Below are 22,309 nucleotides of genomic sequence, written 5' to 3'. Positions count from 1 at the left end.
CATGAGCGGATCAACAACAGGCCCAGCACTCCGGGCACTTCGTGAGCAGTCCGGCCTCACTGCTCGCCAGGTGGCGGCCCGAGCCGGGGTCTCCGAGTCCTACCTTTCGCGCGTCGAGAATGGTCGCGTCATCGCGGAAGCCGCCTGGATCGGCAATGTTGCCGCCGCAATCGCCGCCGCAATCCTCGAGGCAGCTGCGGCGCCGCAGCGCGTGGCGGTGGCCTCATGAGCACTTGTGACCTCGCACCGGCGATCGTCCACACGGGGGACCGCCGCGGACCCGTCCTCACCACGCGCGATGCGGCGAAGTACAGCGGACTCGCCTACCAGACCTTCCGCAACCTGCTCGCGGCCAATGAGGGCCCCAAGAGGTTCAAGCAGGGCGCACTCAACGTCTTCTATCCGGTCGACCTCGACGCGTGGCTCGCGACGCGCATCACCGATCCCGAGGCGGCCGCATCATGAACTCCGAGACGTGGGAACTCGGTCGGTCCGCTGGGGAGTCGGACCAGGCGGGTCGGGGCACCGTGGGGACGGACGCCCCGGCCGCGCCGAAGATGCTCGGTTTCGATGTGAGTTCGTTCGACGGTTCGCGCGACGGTCGCTCGTGCGCAGTCGAGTATCACGCGGACATCGTGCCGCTCCACCGCTTCGACCTTCCGAACGCGCCGGTGACGGCATGGAAGGTGCGCATCCTCGGCGGCGGCGTCAATGCTCTCGGCGAGGGCGGCTGGGTCGAGTGGTACGGAGAACGCCACGAGAATCGCGCGGACGCGATGGCCGAGCTCGCCACCCTGACGGGAGCGGCAGCATGAGCGCGCTCGAGGTCTTCAACTTCGACGGCGCGGACGTGCGCACGATCGTCATCAACGGCGACCCGTGGTTCGTGGCGGCGGACGTCGCCCGCATCCTCGGCTACCGAGACGCCGCCAACTTCACCCGCCGCCTCGAGGACGACGAGAAGGGTACTCATCTGGTGAGTACCCCCGGCGGTGCACAGAATGTCACCATCGTGAGCGAGTCCGGTCTCTACGTCGCCGTGATCGGCAGCCAGCTCGACAGCGCCCGCGACTTCAAGCGCTGGGTCACGCGTGACGTGATCCCCGCGATCCGCCGCACCGGCACGTACGCGCCCGCTCCCGCACTCAGCGAAGACGAGATCGTGCATCGTGCGCTCGCGATCACCGCGCGCCGCGTGGAGGTCCTCGAGACCCGCGTCGCCGAGCTCGAGCCCGTCGCCGCACACGCCGAGACCTTCCGTCAGGCCGACGGCCTCCGCACGATCGGCGACCTCGCGAACGACTTCAAGGCGCACTGCGCCGAGCGCTTCCCCGGCGTGAAGGTCCGCCACCAGGACGTCTTCGACCACGCGGGCCGCCTCGGCATCATCATCCGCACCGCATCCGTCCGCCACAACCAGCCGACCGCGCAGGCGATCGAGGCCGGATGGGCGCGCGGGCACCGCACGACCTACGGCACGAACACCCGAGGCCAGCAGACCGCCGTCTCGACCCGCCTCACCCCGCGCGGAGAAGCCCGCCTCTGGGATGGCCTCGCCGCCTGGCTCGGCGCGCACGGCACCCTCGCCATCCCCAACTGACCCCAGACACGAAAGCGGGGCGCCCGTTGCACCGGACGCCCCACCGAAAACGAAAGGCAAGCACATGCCTCAGACACAGGATACCCACGACGCCCCCGAGGCGGTGGAGATTCCCGAGCCCCGTCCCGCGACCGCACACATCAGCGTCGTCACCGACTCCACGCGCGTCGTCCCCGAGCGCCGGAGCATCTGGCCTCTCGCCCCGTGGCGGTGGGTGCTGCTGCTCACCGGCCTCGCCCTCGCCATCACCTGCGGCATCCCCGCAGCCGACCCCGTCTGGAACGGCGCGGATCTCGCCGTCCTCATCAGCCTGGCGATCTTCGTCGCCGCATTCACCCCCGGGAGGGATTGACCATGACCGTGAAGCTGTCCGCAGCACTGCCGAAGGAGTTCGACGCGAACGGGATGGAGCGGTTGCACCGATCGCTCGTCCAGCATCCCGAGCGCCGCCATCTGATCGTGATGGTCGTCGACACCGCGAAGAAGCAGATCGACTACACCGCCGGGGGAGAGGTCACCCCGATCGCGGGAGTGCTGTTCATCGAGCCGATCCAGGACGCCGAGGACCGTGATGAAGTGCTCGAGATCATGGCGCGCACTCGCGCCGAGCGCACCGGCGACGGCACCCTCGATTTCGACTTCGGGGTCGGTGACCCGTTCGCCGACACCGTGCGGCGCATGCACGAAGAGGGCATCACGATCCAGGTGAACGGCGAGGACCAGGCATGAGCATCGCAGAACTCCCGATCACCGCGAAGCTGATCGTTCCTGAGGACGCACCCCGCACGGTGTGGATGCTCGAGCGCGGCGAAGGCGTCACCGCCTCCGAAGTGTGGGCGATCGCCACGGGCGGCATCAAGACGTGGCGCCGCATCCTCGAACAGAAGATGAACGGCACGTCCTTCGGCGGTACGAAGGCGACCCGGGCGGGATCCGCACGCGAGGAAGCGCTGGTCGCTGAGGCGATCGACGAGCTCGACTACGTCATCGCGAACGCGGGCCTGTGGGCGGCGGCCGAGAACGACCGCCACCGCGCTACCCCCGACGCCCTCGGACTTCTCGCCGGCGGCCTGTGCGTCGCCGAGGTGAAGTCCCACGAGCACGGCTACAAAGGTGACCCCTTCCCGAAGGACCACCGCGCGCAGCTCGTCTGGCAGCGTTACGTCCTCGGCGCGGAGTTCGGCCTCTACGGCGCGGAGGTCCGTGACGAGGACGACATGCCGCCCGTCGGCGGCGCGGACTGGCAGTTCGTCGACGACCCCGACGACGAGCTGCTGGCGTTCCTGATCTACCGTGCCGACAAGTTCCTCGCCTGGCGCGACGCTGGATGCCCCGACACCGACGACCTGCCGGAGGAAGTCGCGGCCGCGCAGGCGGCCTGGGCGCCGCTGAAGCGTGAGCTCGACGCCGCGGTCGCCGCAGAGAAGGCGGCGAACGACGCCGTGAAGAAGGCGATCGCGACGCTTCCGCACGCCGAGCGGTTCGGTGCGATCGGCATGACCGAGGACGGCGGATTCCAGAGCATCGTCACCGAGTCCACCTCGATTGACGAAGTCAGGTGGCGCGCAGCCGACCCCGTCGCCCACGCGCACGCCGAGATGCTCCGCGTCGAGCTCGCACTGCTCGAGGCATCCGCGAAGCAGCAGTACCCGAAGACCACACGCCGCACGTCGCTGCGCTTCCAGGAGGCCGAGAATGTCTGACCCCATCACGATCCCCGAAGTGAAGACGATCGCCGAGGTCGAACGCATCGTCAACGGCTCCGGTCTATGGGACGGCACCGGCGAGGTCGAGTTCTCCGACGACGGCATCACCTGGACCGCAGCCTGGACCCCGGATGCCGACGGCGCTCACCCGCAGTTCGCCCGCGTCTCCGTGTATCGCAAGGAGGTGCGGATCCCGACGACCGTCACGATCCGCTGGGACGAGCAGTTCCCGGAAGCATCCGGCGAGTGGGCGGGGAAATGGCTCCGCTCGCCGATGCGACACTTCGGTCGCACGGTGCGCATGGTCGGCTACCGGCAGACCTTCCGCGAGCTCCTCGGGAACGTCCGCATCGAAGACGAAGCCGACGACCGCGTCACCGAGAGCACGGCGATCGCCGATTCCACGAGCGTCGCCGAGCAGCCCGCCGAACCGATCGACTGGGCGGCAGCGATCGCCGGAGCAACCACGCTCGACGAGATCAATGACGTCGACGCGGCTGCCCGCGCTGCCCGCGTGTTCAAGCCGAACGCGGAGGGCACAGCGCTCCACAAGGCGCTCACCGACCGCCGCCGCGAAATCACCGCCGCAGCATGGTCTCCGGTCACTCCCGGGGAGTCGGCGGACCTGGACATCGCCGACGGCGCGCGGGTGACGGCGGAGCGCATCGGGAAGGCCGAGCCGCGCGACTACCTGCCCCCGGCCGGAAACCGCGCCGACCGCCGTGCGGCCGCACGCAAGAGGGGACGCCGCCGGTGAACATCAACCCGAACACGGGCGAGGTCGTCGAGGAAGACGAGGCGGCCGCCGAGATCGAACTCGTGCCGCTCAACCTCGCGGACCTCTCCGAAGACGAGATCCTGCGGATGCTGCCGACGCCGGTGCAGTGCGCTGGCGCCCTGCAGTACGCCCGCCAGGTCACCGCCCGCGCACCGAAGGCGCTCAACAAGCTCCGCAACGCGCTCACGAAGCGCGAGCAAGAGCTGACGATCGCCCTCGCGATGGGTGCCCGTGACCTCCTCACCGAGTACCCGCGGATGCCGATGACGGAGCGCCGCGACCTCGCCCGCGCGACCGACGACCGCGTGCGCGCAGCGCAGGAAGCCCGCGACGACGCCTGGTTGCTGCTCGAGTACGCCCGCGACTACGACCGCGCCATCGGCCGCGACATCGACATCCTGCGTTCCCTGAACGCCAACTTCCGAGGCGAGCACCGATGAGCGCCGCGCAGCCGGTCGTCATCAGCGGCGTCACCGATTCCGGGATGCGATACGCGCACCTCTGGCACCCCGAGTTCAAGGTCGTCGGCGCTCCCGGGCCTTACCACATGGCGGGAATGACCACCGAGCGAGCCCTGATGTTCTCGATCGACTCGGCCTGCCCGACCCCGTGGATCGACATCGCCCTGCGCATGTTCGACACGTTCCGCCGCGGCGAGCTGCCGACCCCGACGCACACCGTCGAGTGGAAGTTCGGCCGCCCCACCTTCTCGCCCGTCACCGCGCCCGAACAGGACGACGAGGCGGCTCTGTTCGATATGGAAGGAACCGACCGATGAACGTCGGATATAAGCACCCCGAGGTGCCGTGGAACGGCCTCACTGTCACCGACCTGTTCTGCGGCGCGGGCGGCTCGTCGAGCGGCCTCGTCGCCGCCGGATACAAGGTCGTCATCGCGGCGAACCACTGGGCGCTCGCGATCGAGTCGCACCAGGTCAACCACCCCGACACCGACCACTCGCAGGCAGACATCAGCCAGGTCGACCCGCGGTACTTCCCGAAGACGCACGTGCTCTGGGGATCGCCGGAGTGCACGAACCACTCGATCGCAAAGGGGATCAAGCGGCAGCGCCAGCAGGACCTCGCGCTGTTCGAGCTCGACGGCACCGCGCCGCTGCCCGACGAGGCCGCGAACCGGTCCCGCGCGACGATGTGGGATATCCCGCGCTTCGCCGAGCACCACCGGTACATGGCGATCATCCTCGAGAACGTCGTCGACGCGTACCGGTGGGATCAATTCCCGGCCTGGCAGCTCGCGATGGAGAAGCTCGGCTACCGGATGCAGTTCGCGTGGCTGAACAGCATGCACGCGCAGATCGGCGGGCTCCCGGCCCCGCAGTCCCGCGACCGCATGTACATCGTGATGTGGCGCGAGGACCTCGCGAAGAAGAAGAAGGGTCTCACCGGCCCGAACGTCGCGAAGTGGACCAGCCCGATGGCGCTGTGCCTCGAGCACGGCGAGATCCAGGCCGTGCAGGCGTTCAAGAAGACCGAGCAGTGGGGCCGATACCGCGCCCAGTACCTCTACCGGTGCCCGAAGTGCTGGCAGGTCGTCGAGCCCGGATGGCTCCCCGCCGCGTCGATCATCGACTGGTCGCTGCCCGCCCCGCGCATCGGCGACCGCGCGAAGCCACTCGCGGCGAAGACGGTCGAGCGGATCCGCCGCGGCATCGAACGGCATTGGGCGCCGATCGTCGCGAAGGCCGCCGGGAACACGTACGACGGCGTGACAACGGGATCGAACTACCTTCGCGTGTCCGAGCTCGACGCCCCGATGCCCGTGCAGACCGGCAGCGCCGAGCACGGCCTCGCAATCCCGCCCGCGTTCCTCGCGCAGTTCCGACAGCGCGACCGGACGCAGGACCTCGAGGCCGCGCTGCCGACCGTCGTCGCTGACGGCGCGAACCACGCGCTGATCGTCAACAACCTCAGCGGCGCCGACGACTCGCGCTCCCGCCCGATCTCCGACCCGCTGCCGTCCGTCGTCGCCGGCGGACTCCACGCCTCGCTGCTCATCCCCGTCGAGGGTCGTGAAGGGAAGAGCGCGGCATCCGCCGCCGACCCGCTGCGCACCCAGTCGACCCGCAACGAGACCGGGCTGCTCGTGCCGCTGCGGAACCACGGCGTCGCGAAGCCCGCGACGCATCCGATCGACACGGTCAGCGCCGAGGGCAACCACCACGCACTCGTCCTGACGAACACGCACGCGAACCGCGCGCGCTCCGTCACCGAGCCCCTGCCGACGGCCACCACCGCGACCACTCAGGCGCTCGTCATGCGGAACAACCTCGGCGGCGCGGAGATGTCCACGCCGGTCACCGAGCCGATCCGCACGCTCACGACCGGCGGGCACCAGTCGCTCATCGAGCCGAGCGCACCGATCAGCCTCGACGTCGAAGACGCTGGATTCCGGATGCTCGAACCGCACGAGATCCAGGCGGGCATGGGCTTCGCCGCCGACTACCTGCTGCTCGGATCGAAGCGCGACAAGGTCAAGCAGGCCGGTAACGCGGTCACGCCCCCGGCAGCGCGCGACCTCGGGCACGCCGTCGCCGAGTTCCTCCTGGCGGTGGCATGATGACGCTTCACTACGAGGACGGCGGCCTCCGCCTGTTCCACGGCGACAACCGCGACGTACTTCCCACGCTCGCCGACGCGTCGTTCGACTCGATCGTCACCGACCCGCCCTACGAGCTCGGCTTCAAGGGGAAGGGCTGGGACTCCACCGGCATCGCGTACGAGGTGGATCTGTGGCGCGAGGCATACCGCGTGCTAAAGCCCGGCGGCTACCTGCTCGCCTTCGGAGGCACCCGCACCTGGCACCGCATCGCGGTTGCGATCGAGGACGCCGGGTTCGAGGTCCGTGACTCGATCGCTTGGCTCTACGGATCCGGGTTTCCGAAGTCGCTCGACGTCGGCAAGGCGATCGACAAGCGCCCCGGCGTCGGACGGCACGAAGAGTTCAAGCTCGAACTGATCGCCGCCCGAGAGGCGGCAGGTTTGAGCCGTCGCGATGTCGCGGAGCACGTCGTCGGCACCGACTCGGGCGCGGTGTGGAACTGGGAGCATCACCAGTTCCCGTCAGCGAAGTGGTGGCCCGCCCTCCGCGATCTGCTCGGGATGGATGGCGACAAGTGGAACGACGTCATCGCTGAGGCCGAACGCGAGAAGGTCGGCGTTCGCACAACCGGCATCGGAACAGGCCGCGGTGCAGTTCGCGTGATGGGCGACGGGAATCGCGACATCACTACCGCATCTACGCCCGAAGCTCGTTCCTGGGACGGCTGGGGCACGGCACTGAAACCCGCATTCGAGCCGATCGTCGTCGCCCGCAAGCCGCTCGCCGGCACCGTCGCGGCGAACGTGCTCGCTTACGGCACCGGAGCGATCAACATCGACGCGTGCCGGGTCGGCATCGCCGGAGGCGCCGGGGAGTTCCTCGGCGCAGATGGAGACACAGGAGCGGTCACCGCCTTCGGCGATGGTCTGAACGGCGCCAAGCGGCGGGGGGAATCGACGCACGGGCGGTTCCCGTCGAACGTGCTGCTCGACGAGTCGCAGGCGGCGGTGCTCGATCGGCAGGCGCCGGACACTGGCGGCGCGGGCAAGGCATCCGGCCCGACGCTGCGTGAGCCGACTGACGCCGGGGTCGCCTACGGTGCGCGTCGCGGTCTCGTCGGCGAGCCTGCGTTCTACGGCGATCGGGGTGGGGCGTCGCGGTTCTTCCCGACGTTCCGGTACGAGGCGAAGGCGCCGGGCTCCGAGCGCCCCACGGTCGACGGCGTCGCGCACGCCACGGTGAAGCCGCTCGACCTGATGCGCTGGCTCGTCCGACTCGTGACGCGGCGCGGCGGTCACGTGCTCGACCTGTTCGCGGGCTCCGGCACGACCGGCGAGGCCGCGCTGCTCGAGGGTATGGACTGCACGCTCATCGAGTACGAGGCCGTGCACCTGCCGCTGATCCTCGCCCGGGTACGGAAGCCGCTGCAGCCGTCGATGTTCGGCGACTGGGAAGGCGGTGCGGCGTGAAGCACCTGCCCCCGGGGGCGAGCCCGGCCACCCAGCCCCGAGAGCAGCGCACGACGTGCCGCCGCGCCTGCTGCTGGACCCCGCTCGGCCACTCGACCGTCCGGGACCACCTGCCGACCACCCACCCGCATGCGTGCCACTGCCACCGAGAGGAGAAGCGATGATCGCCCCGAAGGCGCCGAAGCCGTCGGCCGCCGATGAGAAGGCCGCCTACGACCTGGCTACGCTCCGCGATCGCGAACAATGCGTGCGCTGCACCGCCTTCGGCATCCAGCGCGATCACCGTCAGAACCGCCAGGCGGGGAACACGGTCATCACGAACCTGCAGTGCCTGTGCCCGACCTGTCACACGTGGAAGACGGAGCATCCGGAGGCGGCGATCGCCGAGGGCTTCGCCGTCCCGCGCTGGGCCCGCCCGGAGTGGTGGCCGGCGTACCGGTTCGGCATCGGCTGGGTGCTGTACCTCACCGAGCCCGACACCTTCGGTCGCTGGTGGACCGAGATCACGGAGTCGACGGCGACTCTCCTCATGACGAGCGGACAGGTGGGAACGCGATGAACGTGCAGCGGGAAATCGACGAGGCGAACCGTCGCGTGCAGGCGCGCATCGACCGGGCGGCGGATGCCGCGATCCGGCGCATCGAACGCCGCACCCCGGGCGAGCGGCGCGAGATGCTCGAGGACTGGGAGCGGGAGCACCCGCGGGTCGCCGCCGCGATCACCGCGATGGCAGAGTCAGTGCGCTCGATGGTCAGCAACCTCGTCAGTGGGGGTGGGCGATGAAGCGCTGGATCGTCATCGAGTGGAACCAGGCATCCGGTCAGCCGCGCATCATCGCCGACGGAGAGATGTTCTGGACCGAGGGCGAGGCCGAGAGCATCGCGCGCGACGAGCGCGAACTCACCGCCGCGGTCGGCCGTCGGGAGCGCTTCACCGTCCACGAGATCGACCTGGAGGACGCATGAGTATGCCGACCTACGCCATGACCTATGTCGTCTGGCATCCGGAGTCGATGACGTTGAAGATCGGCCGCGCCTGGGCGTGGTCGCGGGTGCAGCGGTGGCTCGACCGGGGCTGGTACCCGATCGTGTGCCAGCGCGGCACGGATGCGTCGTGGGAGCGCGAGGCGCTGCGCGTGCTGCGCCGGATCTTCCCGGCCGCGTTCGACTCCTGGGCGGACGCCGAGCACGTGCTCGGCCCCGGCGGGAAGGGCTACACCGAGTGCTTCACCGTCGAGCCCGAAGACCTGAATTCTGCCCTGGCCGCGTGCATCCGGGGCTTCGCGAGAGGAACCGATGTCCACCAAGCAACGCATGATCAGCCCCGCCGACCTCGAGACGCTGGCCGACGTGCCGGACGTCGCGAAGCCGTCGGCGATGTGGCTGTGGCTGAACCTCGACCCGCACGGCCGGGGACGGTTCGACACGAGGTCGATCTCGTCGGCGATGTATCCGACGCTCGACCTGACACCGGACGAGGTGTTCGAGCACCTGGTGCTGCTGACCGAGGCCGGGTTCCTGACGACGTTCCTCGCACCGGATCCCGAGACGCGGGAGACGGTCGAGTGGCTGCTGCTGCTGCACCCGCTGAAGATCGACCTGCGCGGAACGACGATCCGCACACCGGAGCCGCCAAGTGCTCTCCATGGACGCTCCGTGGCTATGGGTGGGGGCGGGCGCGGGCGAGCGCGGGGGAGCGCGCGGGAGCGGGCGCGGGCCGGGGTGCGGGCGGAGGACGCAGCGCGAGCCGCCGCCTGGGATGCCGTGCAGGAGGACCGGGAGACGCCGCCAGAGCGCCCCGAACGTCCGGCCGTGCTGGATGCCCCGCCGATGTTCTGCGACGAGCACATGCCCCGGGGAGCGGGAACGAAGAAGTGCGGCCCCTGCAGGGACAGGCGTCTCCTCCGCGACGAGTGGATGCAGCGCCGGGTCTACGAGGACAAGCTCACGACCTACTACGAGCACGAGCAGCAAGACGAAACCGAGGAGGAGTGGGATGACACACCTTTCTGAGCCCGACTGGAAACTCAGCGACGAGTGGTTCGCCGATTTCATCGCGGACCTCGAGGCGTCGCCTGTACGTCGTCGCCGCCTCCGCCGGGAGCGCATCTTCGCCCTGCCGGTGAAGGACGCTCTCGCGCAGGCATTCCAAGAGAAGACCGAACAGCTCCGGCGGTACCTCGCCGGTGAACGCGAGAAGTGGCTCGCAGAACAGGGGAAGACAGCATGAACCCGTGGGACATCCTCGCGTGGGTGGGCGCCATCTCGGCATCCGTCATCGTCGCGGCACTGGCGATCGCGATCGTCGTCAGCGCGGTGCGTTCGGCGTTCCGCAGACCGAAGGCCGGCGCGAAGTCGACGACCGTGATGGGTGGTGACCGCTGATGGCCGGCGAGACCGTGATCACCGTCGTCGGCAACCTGACCGCGGATCCGGAGCTGCGCTTCACGCAGAACGGCCTCCCGGTGGTGAACTTCACCATCGCGAGCACGCCGCGGACGCTGAAGGACGGCGAGTGGAAGGACGGCGACGCGCTGTTCCTCCGGGCCTCGTGCTGGCGGGAGTTCGCCGAGCACGTCGCGGGAACGCTGACGAAGGGCATGCGCGTGATCGCGCAGGGTCGTCTCCGTCAGCGCTCGTACCAGGACCGCGAGGGGAACCAGCGCACGGCGATCGAGCTCGAGGTCGATGAGATCGGCCCGAGCCTCCGTTACGCGACGGCGCAGGTCACCCGCGCCGCCGCGCGCACCGATGGACAGCGACCGGCGGCATCCGCCCCGGCGCAGCAAGAACAGCAGTGGGCGACCTCGGAGCCGCCCGCGGATGGGGAATGGACCTATGGCGACGACACACCGTTCTGACCTGGTCGAGCAGCTCGAGAAGGCGTTCACCGACGAGGCATACGACGGCGGCAACGGCGCGCTGAGCGAGGAGCAGTTCTCGAAGCTCGTGCGCAGGCTGGCTGACACCGCGGTCGCTGTCTTCGGCGGCGTGCAGACGTCTGCGGACGTCACCGAGGAAGGACCGACCCGTGGCTGAGCGATTCAAGGCGATCGTCAGACGCCGTGACGCATCCGACGACGAAGGAATCGAACCCGACGAAGTCTGGCCCGCCGAACTCCGGTGGATCGCGGAGTGGGACCGCTTCGATGCCGAGACGGAGCAGTTCATCAGCGGGTGCACGTCGGCGTTCGAAACGCATGCGGAAGCCCTCGCCGAAGCTGTCGCGGAAGCGGACGTCGTCCGTGAGCGCAATGCGCAAGAAGCAACCGCGGCGGAGCGGACGAGCAACGAGGAGGAGAGCAGTGATTCTCGAACAGGCTGAGCTCAAGACGCGGGTGTGGGATGCGCTGACGGAGAGCCTCGTCCAGGCGGCGGTTCAGTCTCCGGAGGACGAGATAGTCACGCACGTCGTGCCGCACGATGCGGATGGCGACCTGTTCGTCGTCGACGGCGTGATCGACGTGAGCGTGCTCGTCGGCGCGATCGTCGACGAGATCTGGCCGGACATGAAGGGAGAACGAGATGTCTGACCGCTACTGCATCCGAGGGTGCGTCCGCCGAGGCGAGCACTACGCCGCCTGCCAGTTCAGCGGACCCGACTACGAGGGCGCGTTCCCGTGCACGGGCTGCGCACCGCGCGAGGCCCGCGACGGCGTCCTGATCTGCGCTGGCTGCTACGGCCGGGCCCGCCGTCTGATCCGCGACGTCGACGACATGATGGGGCGCCTGGACTCGCTCGCTGACCCGATGAAGGCGACGCCGACGGATAAGCAGCCCGGCGGTGGGGGATCGGTCGAGGCGCCAGCCCCGATCGACGCTGACCTGCTCGACGCGATCCGCGACGTGTCGCACACGCTCGTCGCGTGGGGACGCTTCACCGGCCGCCGGACGATCGACGAGGCGTTCGACGACATCGCCAACGACCTTGAGGACATGACCCGCTTCGGTGAAGGGTGGCTCGATCGCTCGCTCGTCATCGACGGCATCCGCGGATTCTGGACCGTCGCCGACGCGATGGCGAAGTGGGGACCCGAACGGCGGGTGAAGGGTGAGCCGGAGTGGCAGCACGACGTTACGGCGGAGGAGATCGAAGCGATCCCCGAGTGGGGTGATCAGCTGCTCAACCGGGATGAGGCCGAGCGCGAGGCCGGATCGGCGAACACCTTGCGCCGGTGGGTGCGTAGCGAGCTCATCGCCCCGGTGGGGACGATCTACGTTGCCGGCCGGCGCACGACCCTGTTCCGCCGGTCCGAGATCGTGCGGGTGAAGTACGACCAGTCGATGAAGCAGCGCGCGGGGCGCCCGCGTGCGACGACAGGGGAGGACGGCGAATGATGGGTGAGCATGACCGATACGATCGCGTCATGCGAACGAATCTGATTGCCGGTGACTGCTGCGGAGAGGTGAGCTGAGGCCGTGCTCGATTGGCTGTACGGTCCCCGGTTCCCCGTGGGGGCGTCCCCGTTCGGGACGATGCTCCGGAATCTCACCCTGGACATCGACGATCTGATCGACGCGGCGCAGGAGATCCCCCAGATCGTGCAGGACTCAGGTGTCCTGACGCAAATGATCTACGCCCACGGCACCGAAGTACCGATCCCGCTCGACATCGAGACGATCACCACGTACGAGCTGAGAGGCCGCCAGCTGAACGAAGACCAGGTGCGCGCCCTCGGCGTCCCCGATCGCAATCAGCTCACCTTGCAGGTACAGATGCGCCGCTGGGGCGAGGACCTGCCCGAGATGGGTAAGAGCGTCGTGAACGACATCTCGGTCGGGATCCAGTGCTCGAGCGCGACCATCTCGGCGGTGGGAGCCGTCTCAGGATCGACGATGCCGATCATGACCAGCCTCGCCGACTTCCTGTACAAGCACGGCAAGCAGCGCCCCGACTGGCCGTCGGTGAAGTGGCTTCGTCGGCTGATCCCGATACCCCTCGCGATCGCAGCATGGATCTGGCTCTCAACTGCGGTCCCGCTTCCACTGCCAGCGCACGCGCTCATCCTCGTGCTGCTGGTAGCAGCGACGTGGGGTGCGATCGTGGCGGCGTGGGACGGCATCAAGGAGGCACCGCAAAGGGTCACAGGCCGCTCGTTCATGTTCCGGGGCGAGTCCCGCAAAGAGACTTACCAGCGCCGTGCGGACGCGCGGAAGGACGTGAAGGTGTTCCTCTGGACCGCACCGATCTCTGTGGCCGTCGGTATCGTGGGCACAGTCGTGACGATCTGGGCAAACTCGCAATGAAAACCCCGGAAGTATGGGCGCAGTTTCTGTTAAGCTGTGCTTGCACCTGAACTGTGACCGAAGCCCTGCCGATACCGGCGGGGCTTCCGTCGTTCCCGGGTGCGTCCGGTTCGGTGGGCGGCGGGGTCTGGAAAGGCCCGGGCGTGCGGCATCCCCAGTGCCCGCAGAGACGCCCCTGGCACGAGTAAGCCGCCGCTCACCCGACCGCTACCTGCGCTTTCCACCGCCGGGTGCTCCGCCGCCGACTGTGCGTATCCCACCAGTCGCGTAGATGCGCCGGTCGAACCTCGCCGGTTCCCGATCGTCCTGGCGACGCCGGCGTGCATCCGAGACATCGAAGGCCGCCTGCAGCTCGGTGTCCACAGCGGACCGATCCGAGACGCCCCCCGCATCGTGCTGTCGCGTTCGACGCTCCCCCCGGCGGCTCTGCTCCCGGGGAGGGGCCTCCTCGCACCTGTCGCCCGCCGCGGTGGTGTGGATGGACATGAGGCCACCTGGGCGCAGCGCGTGAGACTCCCCGCATACGAGGCAGTCGCGGAACTTCAGCACCATGCCCGCACTCTACTCGCGGCGACCGGAGGACACGATGGCCTGGGAGAACAGCCGCCCGTCGCATGTCCCTGCTCGTGTCCGTGACGCGTGCCTCGCGCGTGACGGCCACCGATGCACCGCGATCCTGAGGGACACGCGCACACGCTGCACTGAGACGACACAGCTCGAAGCCGCTCACATCCGCCGCTGGTCACCGGGTGAGCGCACGACCGTCGATGATGTCCGTACCCTGTGCCATTGGCACCACAACCGGGAGACGCAGTCTGAGGCCGCCGAAGCGCGCGCCTCACGTCCCCGACCGCCGTCGGCTTTCCGAGCCCGTGAGCAGCATCCTGGACGCTCCTGAGGGGGGTGGGGGAGCCCCCGCCCCCCGTCCCCGCTCCGCGGGGAGGAGCTGTGATTTTCCCCGTGTACGAATCTGGGGATTTTCCACCTCCACGGGGCGCAGGCGCTCGCGAGGCGTCCGATCGGCGCTCGCATGGCGCGCGGTGAGGTCGCTGGGGGTCGAGGCCGGAGAGGGCCGCGTGCGGTGAGAAGCGTTACAGGGTCAGCGGTCGAGCGGGAGCAGCTCGCCGGGCTGGAAGACGTTCCCGGTGACGGTCATGTAGCGCCCCATCGAGTACGTCTCGACGGAGAGGTCGCCGACCATGCGCCGCGTGCCGGGAATGGCGTCGCGGAGTCCGAAGATGTGCAGGCCGTCGCCTGAGGGCGACACTTCGATGTAGCTGCCCGGGTAGCGCGCGACAAAGTCCGCCGCTTCGTCGGTCGGGGATCCGTCGATCATGCAGTGGTCGAGGTCGATGCAGCCGATGCCTTCTCCGAGAACGAAGCCCACGCCGACGCCGGCCGTTGATGCGGTCGCGCGTTCATGGGTCGTCCACGTCGCGGGGTTCGTGCTCGAGGCGGCGCGACCGTCGGCCTGCAGGGGGCGCTTGTCCGCCGCCCAGCGGACCCAGCGCTCGCGCTCGGTGAGTCCGACAGGGATGGTGCGGCGCTTCGCTGCCCGGTGACCGGCGACGCGGCATCGTGTCGAGCAGTAGCGCGCCTGAGCGTTCCTCGCAACGATCGACCGCCCACAGTTCTCGCACGTCCTCATCCACCCATTGTAACGGTTTTAGCCGCAGAATCACGCGGAATCGTGCCGGGGGTTGGGGTTGTGCTGATAGCGGGGAGAACCGAAACGGATCGCACCCGATTACCCGAAACGGGAGTGGTGATCCGCATGACCGAGATGAGTGTCGCCTAGTGCCCGGGAAGGGTCGGCCGCCGAAGAATCCCGCTCAGCGTGCCCGCCGGAACAAAGACGTCGTCGAGCTGCGGGTCGTGGAGATCCAGCCGACGCAGCAACCGAAGCTCCCCACCCTCTACTTCGATGTCCTCGGGAAGGACAAGGACGGCGAGGCGGCGGTCGTCAAGAAGCGCTTCACGTGGCCGAAGACGACACAGGACTGGTGGGCGATGCTCGCCCGTCACCCGCTCGCCGCGGAGTTCACCGAGCTCGACTGGGCGTACCTCGCCGAGACCGCGATGCTGCACGCGCAGTTCTGGAAAGGCGACACCAAGCTCGCCAGCGAGCTGCGGCTGCGGGAGGCGAAGTACGGCTTCACCCCCGAGGACCGTGCGCGCCTGCGCATGTCTTTCGCGCTCGCGACCGGCGCAGAGGCGGACACGGCAACGAAGGTCGACCGGGCAGTCTCGGCGCGAGAGCGGATGCGCGGCATCACCCGGAAGGACACCGCCTGATGCCCTGGGTTCCGCAGCACGAAGACGATTTCCCGACTCTCGGATGGACGGTCGCCGACCAGATGGCGACGTACCTCGGCCGACCGGACGCCGGCGACGACGACATCTTCGACCCGTTCATCCTCACCGTCGAGCAGCAGGAGTTCCTCAACGAGCTCTACCGCCTCGACCCGCGCACGGGGCGGCGCCTGATCCACCGCGGAAGCCTGATCCGGCCGCGAGGTTGGGGAAAGTCGCCATTCGTCGGCGGCATCATGATCTCCGAGGCGATCTTCGATGTCGTGCCCGACGGGTGGGATGCCGACGGTCAGCCGGTCGCGAAACCCTGGTCGAAGGTGCGCACCCCCTACGTCGCGATCGCCGCCGTCACCGAGGAGCAGACGAAGAACACCTGGGAGCCGCTGCTCGAGATGTTGCGGCAGGGGAGCGCGGTCGACGAGTTCAACCTCGACCCGATGGACTCCTTCGTCGCCCTCGAGCGCGGCCGCATCGTGCCGATCACCTCCTCGCCGAACTCGATCAAGGGCTTCAAGGCCGTCGCCGCATCCCTCGACCAAACCGAGACGTGGGTGAAGGGCAACGGCGGTGTGAAGCTCGCGCAGACCCTTCGCAACAACGCCACCAAGCTCGGCGGCGTGACGATCGAGACGCCGAACGCCTACACGCTCGGCGAACGGTCGGTCGCCGAGGCGTCGTTCGAGTTCTGGGCCGACATCCGGTCGGGGAAGTACACCAACCTCGAAGACGTCCGCTCGATCTACTTCGACCACCGCCCGGCGCCGCCCGACACCCGCATCGACGACATGGACTCGCTCGTCCACGGACTGCGGATCGCATACGGCGACTCCTCGGGCCACCCCGACGGGTGCCTGCTGCACGATCCGCCGTGCGAGCCCGGATGGTTCGACGTGCACCGCGGCGCCCTGGACTTCTTCGACACCGCGAACGACCCGGCCGTGATGCGCGCGGACTTCCTCAACCAGATCGACGCCGCGCGTGACGCGTACGTGTCCGACCCTGAGATCCGCGCCTGCATCGACACGACGAAGGTCGTCGGACCGCGCGAGCCCGTCACGCTCGGCTTCGATGGCTCCGAGGGGCGCAAGGACAAGCACATCGCCGACACGACGGTGCTCATCGGCTACTCGGTGACGCAGCGCCACTTCTTCCGCATCGGGGTCTGGGAACAGCCCGACGGCCCGCGCGGCGAAGGGTGGCGGCCGCCGAAAGTGGAGATCGAGCAGGCCGTCGCGAAGGCCTTCCGCGACTACAACGTCGTCGGCTACTACGCGGACCCGTCCGCCGGATGGGCCGGTGAAGTGAAGCAGTGGGAAGCCGCGCACCACAAGCGCCTGAAGGCGAAGATGAGCGTCCAAGAGCCCATCCGGTGGAGGCAGAAGGACGTCACGCGCACCTGCGAGACGTTCGACCAGCTGTACTCCGCGATCCGGCAGGTCGAAGTCACCTTCGACGGCGACCCGACGCTGATCCAGCACTTCCTCAACGCACGCCGTGACCCGCGCCGCGCGGGCTACGTGCTGAAGAAGGCCGACGACAACCAGGACTACGGCAAGATCGACGCCACCTACGGGTGCATGTTCGCCTTCGCTGCAGGAACCGACGCCCTCGGCAAGGGGGTGACGGCGAACACGACACGGCGAATGCCGCGACAGCTCAGGTGAGGGAGGTTCGTGCATGGCTTCCACGCCCGAAGAATGGCTGCCGATCCTCGCGCAGCGAATGGATGCCAGGATGTCCGCGATCGCGAAGCTGCGTAAGTACGCCAGCGGCGACGCGATCATGCCCGAGATGGGGGCGAACACGAAGGCGTCCTGGAAGGCATTCCAGAAGAAGGCCCGCACAAACTACGCGGGCCTCGGCTGCCAGTCACTCGCCGGCCGCATCGTGCCGACCGGCGTCAGCGTCGGCAACTCGCGCACGAGCGCCGCCGTCGACGCGCTGCGCCGCGTGTGGCGCGACAACCGCCTCAGCATCGTGTTCGCCGACGTCATCCGCCTCATGCTGTCGGTGCGCGTCGGATACCTGATCACCGGCATCCGCGACGGCGAACCCGTCATCACGTCCGAGCCGCCCGAGCGCGTCATCACCGCGCCCGACCCGGTCCAGCCGTGGCGGGCACGCGCGGCGCTGAAGGCATGGCGGGATGACGATGCGAAGAAGGACTACGCCTACGTGTGGGTGCCCGGCATCCGCCAGCGCTTCTCGCGCGACGTGAAGACCGAGACCGGCACCATCCGCGGCACGATCGCCGAGGGCTGGGAGCCCGACGGCGAGCCGGAGATCTACGACGGCCCCGTGCCCGTGTATGCCGTCGAGAACGAGGACGGCGTCGCGGAGTTCGAGCCGCACATCGACGTCATCGACCGCATCAACCTCGGCAAGCTGCAGCGCCTCGTCGTGACCGCCTACCAGGCGTTCAAAGCCCGTGCGCTGAAGAACCTGCCCGAGAAGGACGAAGAGGGTAACGACATCGACTGGGGCAAGCGCCTCGACTTCGCACCCGGCGCGCTCATCGACCTCCCCGAGGGCATCGACGTCTGGGAGTCCGAAGCCGTCGACATCCGTCCCCTGCTCGAGGGGGAGAAGCAGGACGCGCGCGACTTCGCCGCCGTCATGCGCACCCCGATCGACGTGTTCATCCCTGAGGGGCAGAACCAGTCCGCCGCGGGCGCCGCGAACGCGCACAAGGGCGAGATCCAGAAGGCGAAGGACCGCATTAACCGAGCCCGCGCTCCGATGGAGGCGGCGCTGCTGTCGGCCCTGCGCATCCTCGGCCTCGATGAAGGCGAGACGATCCAGGTGACCTTCGAGTCGCCGGAACACATCTCCCTCACCGAGAAGGCCGCCGCCGCGCAGGCCGCGAAGGGCGCGGGCAAGTCTCAGCGCTGGATCGATCAGCACATCTGGGGCATGTCCCCGGATGAGATCGACCGCGAAGAAGCCGACCGCGCCGCCGAGCAGCTGCAGATGATGGCGCTGACAGGAGCGATCAGTGGCGACGACGCTGACGCCTGACCGGCTCACGGACGCCTATATGGCGCAGGTGACGTCGGTGCGTGACCGCGTCCTCGCCTACGCCTCCGCGATGTGGATCGGCGCGCCGCAGTTGCGCGATGAGGACATCGACCGCCTCGTGTCCCGCATCGTCCCGGCGGTGCGCGGAGGGCAGGTCCAGGTCGCGACGATCACCAACGCCTACATCGAGCGCCTCGCCGCTCTCGACGGCGTCCCCGTGGCGCGCGTGGCGATCGACGCGAGCGCGGTGATCGACTACCGCGGCGTGCCGGCGGAGGAGGTCTACCGGCGCCCGGCCGTCGCGACCTATGCGGCGCTCGGCGGCGGAAAGCCCTTCGACGCGGCACGCAAGGAGGGCCTGAACCGGCTCCGCTCGATCGTCTCGACCGACATTCAGCAGACACGGAACAGGCAGGCACGCGCGGCGTACAGCGAGTCGGGCTTCGACTACACGCTCCGCGTGCTCTCCGGTGCGGAGAACTGCGCTCTGTGCGTGATCGCCTCTACGCAGCGATACCTCGCGAAGGACCTGCAGCCGATGCATCCCGGGTGCGACTGCGGGCAACGTGGCGTCCGCGCAGCGCAGGACCCCGGCCAGATCATCGACTCCGATCTGCTCGAGCTCACGCACGCGGCCGTCGAGGCGAAGGTCGGCGCGACCGACCGAAGCGCACGCCTGCTCACCGGCGAGAACCCGATCAGCGACTTCCTGGATCTGATCGTCACTCGCGATCACGGCGAGCTGGGCCCGACCCTCGCCTGGCGCACCGACCACTTCACAGGTCCCAGCGACCTGAACTGACTTCCCGCACTCCCGCGGGAGCGGGCACCCGAAACGGGCGCCCTTCTCATGACCCGAAACGGGGAAAGAAACCATGCCGAAGACACCCGAAGAGATCGCCGCCGAGGAAGCCGAAAAGGCCGCCAACGCGAAGACGATCGAGCAGCAGCTCGCCGACGCTCAGGCGGAGGCTGAGAAGTGGAAGGCCCTCTCGCGCAAGAACGAGGAGCGGGCGAACTCCAACGCGGACAAGGCGAAACGCTTTGACGAGTTGGAAGACGCGAACCGCACCGAGCTCGAGCGGGAGAAGGCCCGCGCGGATGCCGCGGAGAAGATCATCGCTGACCAGAAGGCCAAGGATGACGCCGCGAGCCTCCGTGACGAGATCGCGAAGGCGAAGGGCTTCGAGGAACGAAAAGTTCCCGCATCTGCCCTGCGCGGCTCCACTCGCGAGGAGCTCGAGGCTCACGCCGACGAGATCCTCGCTCTGCTGCCCGAGCCGAAGCCCGCACCGTCCGCCGACGGCCAGGGAAACAACGGGAACGACATCGGCGACGGCGAGATGTCTGCTGACGACATCGTCGCAGCGGCTACCGCCCGGTAGTCCCCGGACCATCGCAATCCGCGATGGTCCTCGCACACCAGCACTAAGGAGCCATCGTGGCAGAGAACATTTTCGTGAAGGGGCAGAAGCTCGCGGCCACCGCGCTCGCTCTGCTCCGCAAGCAGGTGAAGGCCCCGGGCCTGTTCACCTTCAAGTTCGGCATCGCCGACTTCAAGGGCGCCGAGGGCGACGTCGTCAACATCAAGCGCCCCGCCGTGCTCGTCGCCCGCGAGAAGCCGTGGCGCGGCGACGACGCGATCGTCGTCGACCGCATCGCGAACTCGAAGATCCAGGTGGCCCTCAACCGGCACATCTACAACGCCGTCGCCCTGTCGCCGGAGGAAGAGACCCTCGACGAGGTCGACTACGTCCGCGACGTGCAGGCACCGCAGGTGCAGGCCGTCCTCGACTTCTTCGAGAACATCGTCGTCGGGGCGCTGCGCGTCGCGTCGTTCGTCTTCGGTGTGACCTTCAACGTCGACTCGGCGAACCCCGTCGAGAAGGACGCCCGCAAGGTCGCCGTGCGCGCGCGGAAGCTCGCGCAGAAGGCCCACTGGCCGCTCACCGGTCGCTACTGGCTGGTCGGCGCCGACGTGTCGGAGGCGATCGCCACCCACGACAAGCTGCTCGAGGTCGACGCGGCGGGTCTGCCCGAAGCGCTCCGCGAGGGCGTCGTCGGCAAGCTCGGCGGATGGACAATCGTCGAGCTCGACGCGCTCGGAGACGACGAGTCGTACTTCGTGCACGAGACGGCGATCGCGATCGCGAACGTTGCTCCCGCGGTGCCGAACGGCGTCGCGAAGGGTGGCGGCGTCGCGGCCGGGAACGGCCTGGCCGTCACGCAGCTGTGGGACTACGACAGCGACCACCTCAAGGACCGTTCGATCGTGCACGCGTTCGCCGGTGCGACCGCTGTGCTCGACCCCGAGCAGGCTCAGGACGGATCCATCGTCCGCGACGAGAACGACGAGGTCGTGCTGAAGTTCCAGCGCGCGATCAAGGTCACCTTCGGCGCCGGCGGCTCGGAGAAGCCGACCTACACGCTGACGATCACCGGCGCACCGACCGGCGGCACGTTCACGATCACGATCGATGGCGAGACCACCGACCCGATCGCGTACAACGCCTCCAACGCCGACATCGCCAAGGAGCTCAACGAGCTCGACGGCGTCTCCGGCGCCACCGTCACCGGCGGCACCTTCCCCGGCAACGCGAAGACGATCACGCTCGCCGAGCGTGCAACCGTCGCCGCGACCGGATCGTTCACCGGCGGCACCTCGCCCGCCATCACCGCGGCGTGAGCCCAGGAGGAGGTCAGACTATGGCTGAGACATTCACCCCACTCGCATCCAGCGCGGATGTGGTGAAGGCCCTCGGCCGTGATCTGACCTCCTCCGAACAGATGAAGGTCAGCGCTGCCCTCGCAAAGGCATCCGAGCTGTTCCGCAACGAGGCCCGCCGCACTTTCACCCCGGGCCGGAAGACGACTCGACTGAAGGTGAACCGCGGCGAGGTGCACCTCCCCGAGTCGCCCGTCGTCACCGTCCACTCGGTGACAGACGACCACGGGCACCGCTTCCGCTTCACCCACTTCGGCGTCATGCTCACCATCAGCGCGTGCGCCGCTCCTTTCGTCCGCGTCGACTACGAGTTCGGCGACGATAAGGTCCCCGAACTCGTCGTCACCACCGTCGCCGAGATGGTCGCCGCGACCTTCGGACTCGACAAGCGCGCACGCGCCGGTATGACCCAGTTCCAGGACACGACGGGCCCGTTCAGCGACGGCGGCACGTTCGCCGCCTGGGCGGTCGGCGGCAAGATCGCGATGTCGCCCGCCGACGTCACCACCGCCCAGAGCTTCCGCCCGGTCAAGCTCGGCGGCACCGTCACCCAGGGCGGGTGAGCACGATGCGCGAGATCACCGAGTACGTGCAGTACGAGGCCCCCGACGACACCGCAACCGACGCTCACGGCAACCCCCGTACCGACTGGGCTGAGCCCGTCGACGTCGGCATCTTCGAGTTCGACCCCGGATCCACGTCGGAACCCCGCGAGGGGCAGAACCGCGTGATCGTCGAGCCCACCCTCTACCTGCCCCCGGACGTCGTTCTCGCACCCGCGGGACGCGTGACCGCGCGCGGCAGGCTCTACCAGGTCGAAGGCGAAACCCGCGAGTGGCGTCGCCGTGGCGAACCCGTCGGGAACGTCGCCACGCTGCGCCGCGTCGATGGCTAG

The 22,309-nt window shown here is 68.6% G+C and carries 33 protein-coding genes; 32 read left to right on the top strand and 1 reads right to left on the bottom strand.

The genetic code is table 11. The annotated features are described in order from the left end of the window. Position 1: 1 nt before the first annotated feature. The 24 genes from WFJ97_RS16460 to WFJ97_RS14830 all read left to right on the top strand — a co-directional run bounded on the left by WFJ97_RS16460 (position 2) and on the right by WFJ97_RS14830 (position 13,358). Positions 2-229 carry a helix-turn-helix domain-containing protein gene (locus WFJ97_RS16460; RefSeq protein WP_442928443.1) on the top strand — a complete coding sequence of 76 codons (228 nt, stop codon included), beginning with the start codon at positions 2-4 and terminating at the stop codon, positions 227-229. Beyond that, on the top strand, positions 226-465 hold the full coding sequence (locus WFJ97_RS14940; RefSeq protein WP_336642087.1) for a helix-turn-helix domain-containing protein: 240 nt from the start codon (positions 226-228) through the stop codon (positions 463-465). Before WFJ97_RS16460 ends, WFJ97_RS14940 begins: the two co-directional genes overlap by 4 nt. Next, complete coding sequence (locus WFJ97_RS14935) at positions 462-815, top strand: hypothetical protein (RefSeq protein WP_336642086.1); 354 nt, start codon at positions 462-464, stop codon at positions 813-815. Before WFJ97_RS14940 ends, WFJ97_RS14935 begins: the two co-directional genes overlap by 4 nt. Continuing rightward, positions 812-1,600, top strand: coding sequence for a phage antirepressor (locus tag WFJ97_RS14930; protein WP_336642085.1), 789 nt, complete (start codon positions 812-814; stop codon positions 1,598-1,600). The genes WFJ97_RS14935 and WFJ97_RS14930 overlap by 4 nt, the downstream gene beginning before the upstream one ends. A gap of 64 nt (positions 1,601-1,664) precedes the next feature. Continuing rightward, positions 1,665-1,952: a hypothetical protein gene (locus WFJ97_RS14925; RefSeq protein ID WP_336642084.1), complete on the top strand. Its 288-nt coding sequence runs from the start codon at positions 1,665-1,667 to the stop codon at positions 1,950-1,952. Between the two features lie 2 nt (positions 1,953-1,954). Further along, entirely contained in the window at positions 1,955-2,329 is a 375-nt protein-coding gene (locus tag WFJ97_RS14920; RefSeq protein ID WP_336642083.1) for a hypothetical protein, read from the top strand. Further along, positions 2,326-3,303 (top strand): hypothetical protein, encoded by a 978-nt coding sequence (locus WFJ97_RS14915; RefSeq protein WP_336642082.1) that lies wholly within the window; start codon positions 2,326-2,328, stop codon positions 3,301-3,303. Before WFJ97_RS14920 ends, WFJ97_RS14915 begins: the two co-directional genes overlap by 4 nt. Beyond that, a complete protein-coding gene (locus WFJ97_RS14910; protein ID WP_336642081.1) occupies positions 3,296-4,063 on the top strand; it encodes a hypothetical protein in 768 nt (255 codons plus the stop codon). Before WFJ97_RS14915 ends, WFJ97_RS14910 begins: the two co-directional genes overlap by 8 nt. After that, entirely contained in the window at positions 4,060-4,524 is a 465-nt protein-coding gene (locus tag WFJ97_RS14905) for a hypothetical protein (RefSeq protein ID WP_336642080.1), read from the top strand. Before WFJ97_RS14910 ends, WFJ97_RS14905 begins: the two co-directional genes overlap by 4 nt. Then, positions 4,521-4,862 carry a hypothetical protein gene (locus WFJ97_RS14900; RefSeq protein WP_336642079.1) on the top strand — a complete coding sequence of 114 codons (342 nt, stop codon included), beginning with the start codon at positions 4,521-4,523 and terminating at the stop codon, positions 4,860-4,862. The genes WFJ97_RS14905 and WFJ97_RS14900 overlap by 4 nt, the downstream gene beginning before the upstream one ends. Then, the gene (locus WFJ97_RS14895) at positions 4,859-6,661 is read left to right on the top strand and encodes a DNA cytosine methyltransferase (protein WP_336642078.1); all 1,803 of its coding nucleotides are present in this window, start codon (positions 4,859-4,861) and stop codon (positions 6,659-6,661) included. The genes WFJ97_RS14900 and WFJ97_RS14895 overlap by 4 nt, the downstream gene beginning before the upstream one ends. Further along, the gene (locus WFJ97_RS14890) at positions 6,658-8,112 is read left to right on the top strand and encodes a DNA methyltransferase (RefSeq protein ID WP_336642077.1); all 1,455 of its coding nucleotides are present in this window, start codon (positions 6,658-6,660) and stop codon (positions 8,110-8,112) included. Before WFJ97_RS14895 ends, WFJ97_RS14890 begins: the two co-directional genes overlap by 4 nt. 160 nt (positions 8,113-8,272) lie before the next feature. Further along, a complete protein-coding gene (locus WFJ97_RS14885; RefSeq protein ID WP_336642076.1) occupies positions 8,273-8,671 on the top strand; it encodes an HNH endonuclease signature motif containing protein in 399 nt (132 codons plus the stop codon). Between the two features lie 2 nt (positions 8,672-8,673). Then, a complete protein-coding gene (locus WFJ97_RS14880; RefSeq protein WP_336642075.1) occupies positions 8,674-8,895 on the top strand; it encodes a hypothetical protein in 222 nt (73 codons plus the stop codon). Beyond that, positions 8,892-9,077, top strand: coding sequence for a hypothetical protein (locus WFJ97_RS14875; protein ID WP_336642074.1), 186 nt, complete (start codon positions 8,892-8,894; stop codon positions 9,075-9,077). Before WFJ97_RS14880 ends, WFJ97_RS14875 begins: the two co-directional genes overlap by 4 nt. Positions 9,078-9,407: 330 nt before the next feature. Then, complete coding sequence (locus WFJ97_RS14870) at positions 9,408-10,124, top strand: hypothetical protein (RefSeq protein WP_336642073.1); 717 nt, start codon at positions 9,408-9,410, stop codon at positions 10,122-10,124. Beyond that, positions 10,108-10,341 carry a hypothetical protein gene (locus WFJ97_RS14865; RefSeq protein WP_336642072.1) on the top strand — a complete coding sequence of 78 codons (234 nt, stop codon included), beginning with the start codon at positions 10,108-10,110 and terminating at the stop codon, positions 10,339-10,341. Before WFJ97_RS14870 ends, WFJ97_RS14865 begins: the two co-directional genes overlap by 17 nt. Beyond that, on the top strand, positions 10,338-10,496 hold the full coding sequence (locus tag WFJ97_RS14860) for a hypothetical protein (RefSeq protein WP_336642071.1): 159 nt from the start codon (positions 10,338-10,340) through the stop codon (positions 10,494-10,496). Before WFJ97_RS14865 ends, WFJ97_RS14860 begins: the two co-directional genes overlap by 4 nt. Then, positions 10,496-10,972, top strand: coding sequence for a single-stranded DNA-binding protein (locus WFJ97_RS14855; RefSeq protein WP_336642070.1), 477 nt, complete (start codon positions 10,496-10,498; stop codon positions 10,970-10,972). Before WFJ97_RS14860 ends, WFJ97_RS14855 begins: the two co-directional genes overlap by 1 nt. Beyond that, entirely contained in the window at positions 10,950-11,150 is a 201-nt protein-coding gene (locus WFJ97_RS14850) for a hypothetical protein (RefSeq protein WP_336642069.1), read from the top strand. The genes WFJ97_RS14855 and WFJ97_RS14850 overlap by 23 nt, the downstream gene beginning before the upstream one ends. Beyond that, positions 11,143-11,436 (top strand): hypothetical protein, encoded by a 294-nt coding sequence (locus WFJ97_RS14845; protein WP_336642068.1) that lies wholly within the window; start codon positions 11,143-11,145, stop codon positions 11,434-11,436. Before WFJ97_RS14850 ends, WFJ97_RS14845 begins: the two co-directional genes overlap by 8 nt. Next, positions 11,417-11,644, top strand: a complete 228-nt coding sequence (locus WFJ97_RS14840; protein ID WP_336642067.1) for a hypothetical protein — start codon at positions 11,417-11,419, stop codon at positions 11,642-11,644. Before WFJ97_RS14845 ends, WFJ97_RS14840 begins: the two co-directional genes overlap by 20 nt. Then, entirely contained in the window at positions 11,637-12,449 is an 813-nt protein-coding gene (locus WFJ97_RS14835) for a hypothetical protein (protein WP_336642066.1), read from the top strand. Before WFJ97_RS14840 ends, WFJ97_RS14835 begins: the two co-directional genes overlap by 8 nt. Before the next feature lie 138 nt (positions 12,450-12,587). Continuing rightward, the gene (locus WFJ97_RS14830; RefSeq protein ID WP_336642065.1) at positions 12,588-13,358 is read left to right on the top strand and encodes a hypothetical protein; all 771 of its coding nucleotides are present in this window, start codon (positions 12,588-12,590) and stop codon (positions 13,356-13,358) included. Between the two features lie 1,099 nt (positions 13,359-14,457). Here WFJ97_RS14830 and WFJ97_RS14825 read toward each other — a convergent pair. Beyond that, a complete protein-coding gene (locus WFJ97_RS14825) occupies positions 14,458-15,006 on the bottom strand; it encodes a hypothetical protein (protein WP_336642064.1) in 549 nt (182 codons plus the stop codon). A gap of 149 nt (positions 15,007-15,155) precedes the next feature. On the opposite strand from WFJ97_RS14825, the gene WFJ97_RS14820 reads away from it, so the two are divergent. The 8 genes from WFJ97_RS14820 (at position 15,156) to WFJ97_RS14785 (ending at position 22,309) form a co-directional block, all read left to right on the top strand. Then, a complete protein-coding gene (locus tag WFJ97_RS14820; RefSeq protein WP_336642063.1) occupies positions 15,156-15,653 on the top strand; it encodes a phage terminase small subunit in 498 nt (165 codons plus the stop codon). Beyond that, a complete protein-coding gene (locus WFJ97_RS14815) occupies positions 15,653-17,335 on the top strand; it encodes a hypothetical protein (RefSeq protein ID WP_336642062.1) in 1,683 nt (560 codons plus the stop codon). The genes WFJ97_RS14820 and WFJ97_RS14815 overlap by 1 nt, the downstream gene beginning before the upstream one ends. Before the next feature lie 13 nt (positions 17,336-17,348). Further along, on the top strand, positions 17,349-18,689 hold the full coding sequence (locus WFJ97_RS14810; RefSeq protein ID WP_336642061.1) for a phage portal protein: 1,341 nt from the start codon (positions 17,349-17,351) through the stop codon (positions 18,687-18,689). Then, positions 18,667-19,491, top strand: a complete 825-nt coding sequence (locus WFJ97_RS14805; RefSeq protein WP_336642060.1) for a hypothetical protein — start codon at positions 18,667-18,669, stop codon at positions 19,489-19,491. The genes WFJ97_RS14810 and WFJ97_RS14805 overlap by 23 nt, the downstream gene beginning before the upstream one ends. Before the next feature lie 73 nt (positions 19,492-19,564). Further along, on the top strand, positions 19,565-20,074 hold the full coding sequence (locus WFJ97_RS14800) for a hypothetical protein (RefSeq protein WP_336642059.1): 510 nt from the start codon (positions 19,565-19,567) through the stop codon (positions 20,072-20,074). A 56-nt stretch (positions 20,075-20,130) separates the two neighbouring features. After that, on the top strand, positions 20,131-21,375 hold the full coding sequence (locus WFJ97_RS14795) for a hypothetical protein (protein ID WP_336642058.1): 1,245 nt from the start codon (positions 20,131-20,133) through the stop codon (positions 21,373-21,375). Positions 21,376-21,395: 20 nt separating this feature from the next. Continuing rightward, on the top strand, positions 21,396-21,977 hold the full coding sequence (locus tag WFJ97_RS14790) for a hypothetical protein (protein WP_336642057.1): 582 nt from the start codon (positions 21,396-21,398) through the stop codon (positions 21,975-21,977). Further along, positions 21,974-22,309, top strand: coding sequence for a hypothetical protein (locus WFJ97_RS14785; protein ID WP_336642056.1), 336 nt, complete (start codon positions 21,974-21,976; stop codon positions 22,307-22,309). The genes WFJ97_RS14790 and WFJ97_RS14785 overlap by 4 nt, the downstream gene beginning before the upstream one ends.

It is taken from the genome of Microbacterium sp. USHLN272, assembly GCF_037149655.1.
Classification (GTDB): Bacteria; Actinomycetota; Actinomycetes; order Actinomycetales; family Microbacteriaceae; genus Microbacterium; species Microbacterium galbinum.
This window is presented reverse-complemented; position numbering and strand designations above follow the sequence as displayed.

Coding starts and splice junctions, on each gene's coding strand:
- WFJ97_RS14850 (WP_336642069.1), top strand. CDS start 10,950: ATGGCGACGACACACCGTTCTGACCTGGTCGAGCAGCTCGAGAAGGCG.
- WFJ97_RS14830 (WP_336642065.1), top strand. CDS start 12,588: ATGCTCCGGAATCTCACCCTGGACATCGACGATCTGATCGACGCGGCG.
- WFJ97_RS14855 (WP_336642070.1), top strand. CDS start 10,496: ATGGCCGGCGAGACCGTGATCACCGTCGTCGGCAACCTGACCGCGGAT.
- WFJ97_RS14790 (WP_336642057.1), top strand. CDS start 21,396: ATGGCTGAGACATTCACCCCACTCGCATCCAGCGCGGATGTGGTGAAG.
- WFJ97_RS14915 (WP_336642082.1), top strand. CDS start 2,326: ATGAGCATCGCAGAACTCCCGATCACCGCGAAGCTGATCGTTCCTGAG.
- WFJ97_RS14900 (WP_336642079.1), top strand. CDS start 4,521: ATGAGCGCCGCGCAGCCGGTCGTCATCAGCGGCGTCACCGATTCCGGG.
- WFJ97_RS14885 (WP_336642076.1), top strand. CDS start 8,273: ATGATCGCCCCGAAGGCGCCGAAGCCGTCGGCCGCCGATGAGAAGGCC.
- WFJ97_RS14815 (WP_336642062.1), top strand. CDS start 15,653: ATGCCCTGGGTTCCGCAGCACGAAGACGATTTCCCGACTCTCGGATGG.
- WFJ97_RS16460 (WP_442928443.1), top strand. CDS start 2: ATGAGCGGATCAACAACAGGCCCAGCACTCCGGGCACTTCGTGAGCAG.
- WFJ97_RS14825 (WP_336642064.1), bottom strand. CDS start 15,006: ATGAGGACGTGCGAGAACTGTGGGCGGTCGATCGTTGCGAGGAACGCT.
- WFJ97_RS14930 (WP_336642085.1), top strand. CDS start 812: ATGAGCGCGCTCGAGGTCTTCAACTTCGACGGCGCGGACGTGCGCACG.
- WFJ97_RS14890 (WP_336642077.1), top strand. CDS start 6,658: ATGATGACGCTTCACTACGAGGACGGCGGCCTCCGCCTGTTCCACGGC.
- WFJ97_RS14910 (WP_336642081.1), top strand. CDS start 3,296: ATGTCTGACCCCATCACGATCCCCGAAGTGAAGACGATCGCCGAGGTC.
- WFJ97_RS14895 (WP_336642078.1), top strand. CDS start 4,859: ATGAACGTCGGATATAAGCACCCCGAGGTGCCGTGGAACGGCCTCACT.
- WFJ97_RS14860 (WP_336642071.1), top strand. CDS start 10,338: ATGAACCCGTGGGACATCCTCGCGTGGGTGGGCGCCATCTCGGCATCC.
- WFJ97_RS14810 (WP_336642061.1), top strand. CDS start 17,349: ATGGCTTCCACGCCCGAAGAATGGCTGCCGATCCTCGCGCAGCGAATG.
- WFJ97_RS14800 (WP_336642059.1), top strand. CDS start 19,565: ATGCCGAAGACACCCGAAGAGATCGCCGCCGAGGAAGCCGAAAAGGCC.
- WFJ97_RS14920 (WP_336642083.1), top strand. CDS start 1,955: ATGACCGTGAAGCTGTCCGCAGCACTGCCGAAGGAGTTCGACGCGAAC.
- WFJ97_RS14925 (WP_336642084.1), top strand. CDS start 1,665: ATGCCTCAGACACAGGATACCCACGACGCCCCCGAGGCGGTGGAGATT.
- WFJ97_RS14870 (WP_336642073.1), top strand. CDS start 9,408: ATGTCCACCAAGCAACGCATGATCAGCCCCGCCGACCTCGAGACGCTG.
- WFJ97_RS14875 (WP_336642074.1), top strand. CDS start 8,892: ATGAAGCGCTGGATCGTCATCGAGTGGAACCAGGCATCCGGTCAGCCG.
- WFJ97_RS14940 (WP_336642087.1), top strand. CDS start 226: ATGAGCACTTGTGACCTCGCACCGGCGATCGTCCACACGGGGGACCGC.
- WFJ97_RS14935 (WP_336642086.1), top strand. CDS start 462: ATGAACTCCGAGACGTGGGAACTCGGTCGGTCCGCTGGGGAGTCGGAC.
- WFJ97_RS14835 (WP_336642066.1), top strand. CDS start 11,637: ATGTCTGACCGCTACTGCATCCGAGGGTGCGTCCGCCGAGGCGAGCAC.
- WFJ97_RS14865 (WP_336642072.1), top strand. CDS start 10,108: ATGACACACCTTTCTGAGCCCGACTGGAAACTCAGCGACGAGTGGTTC.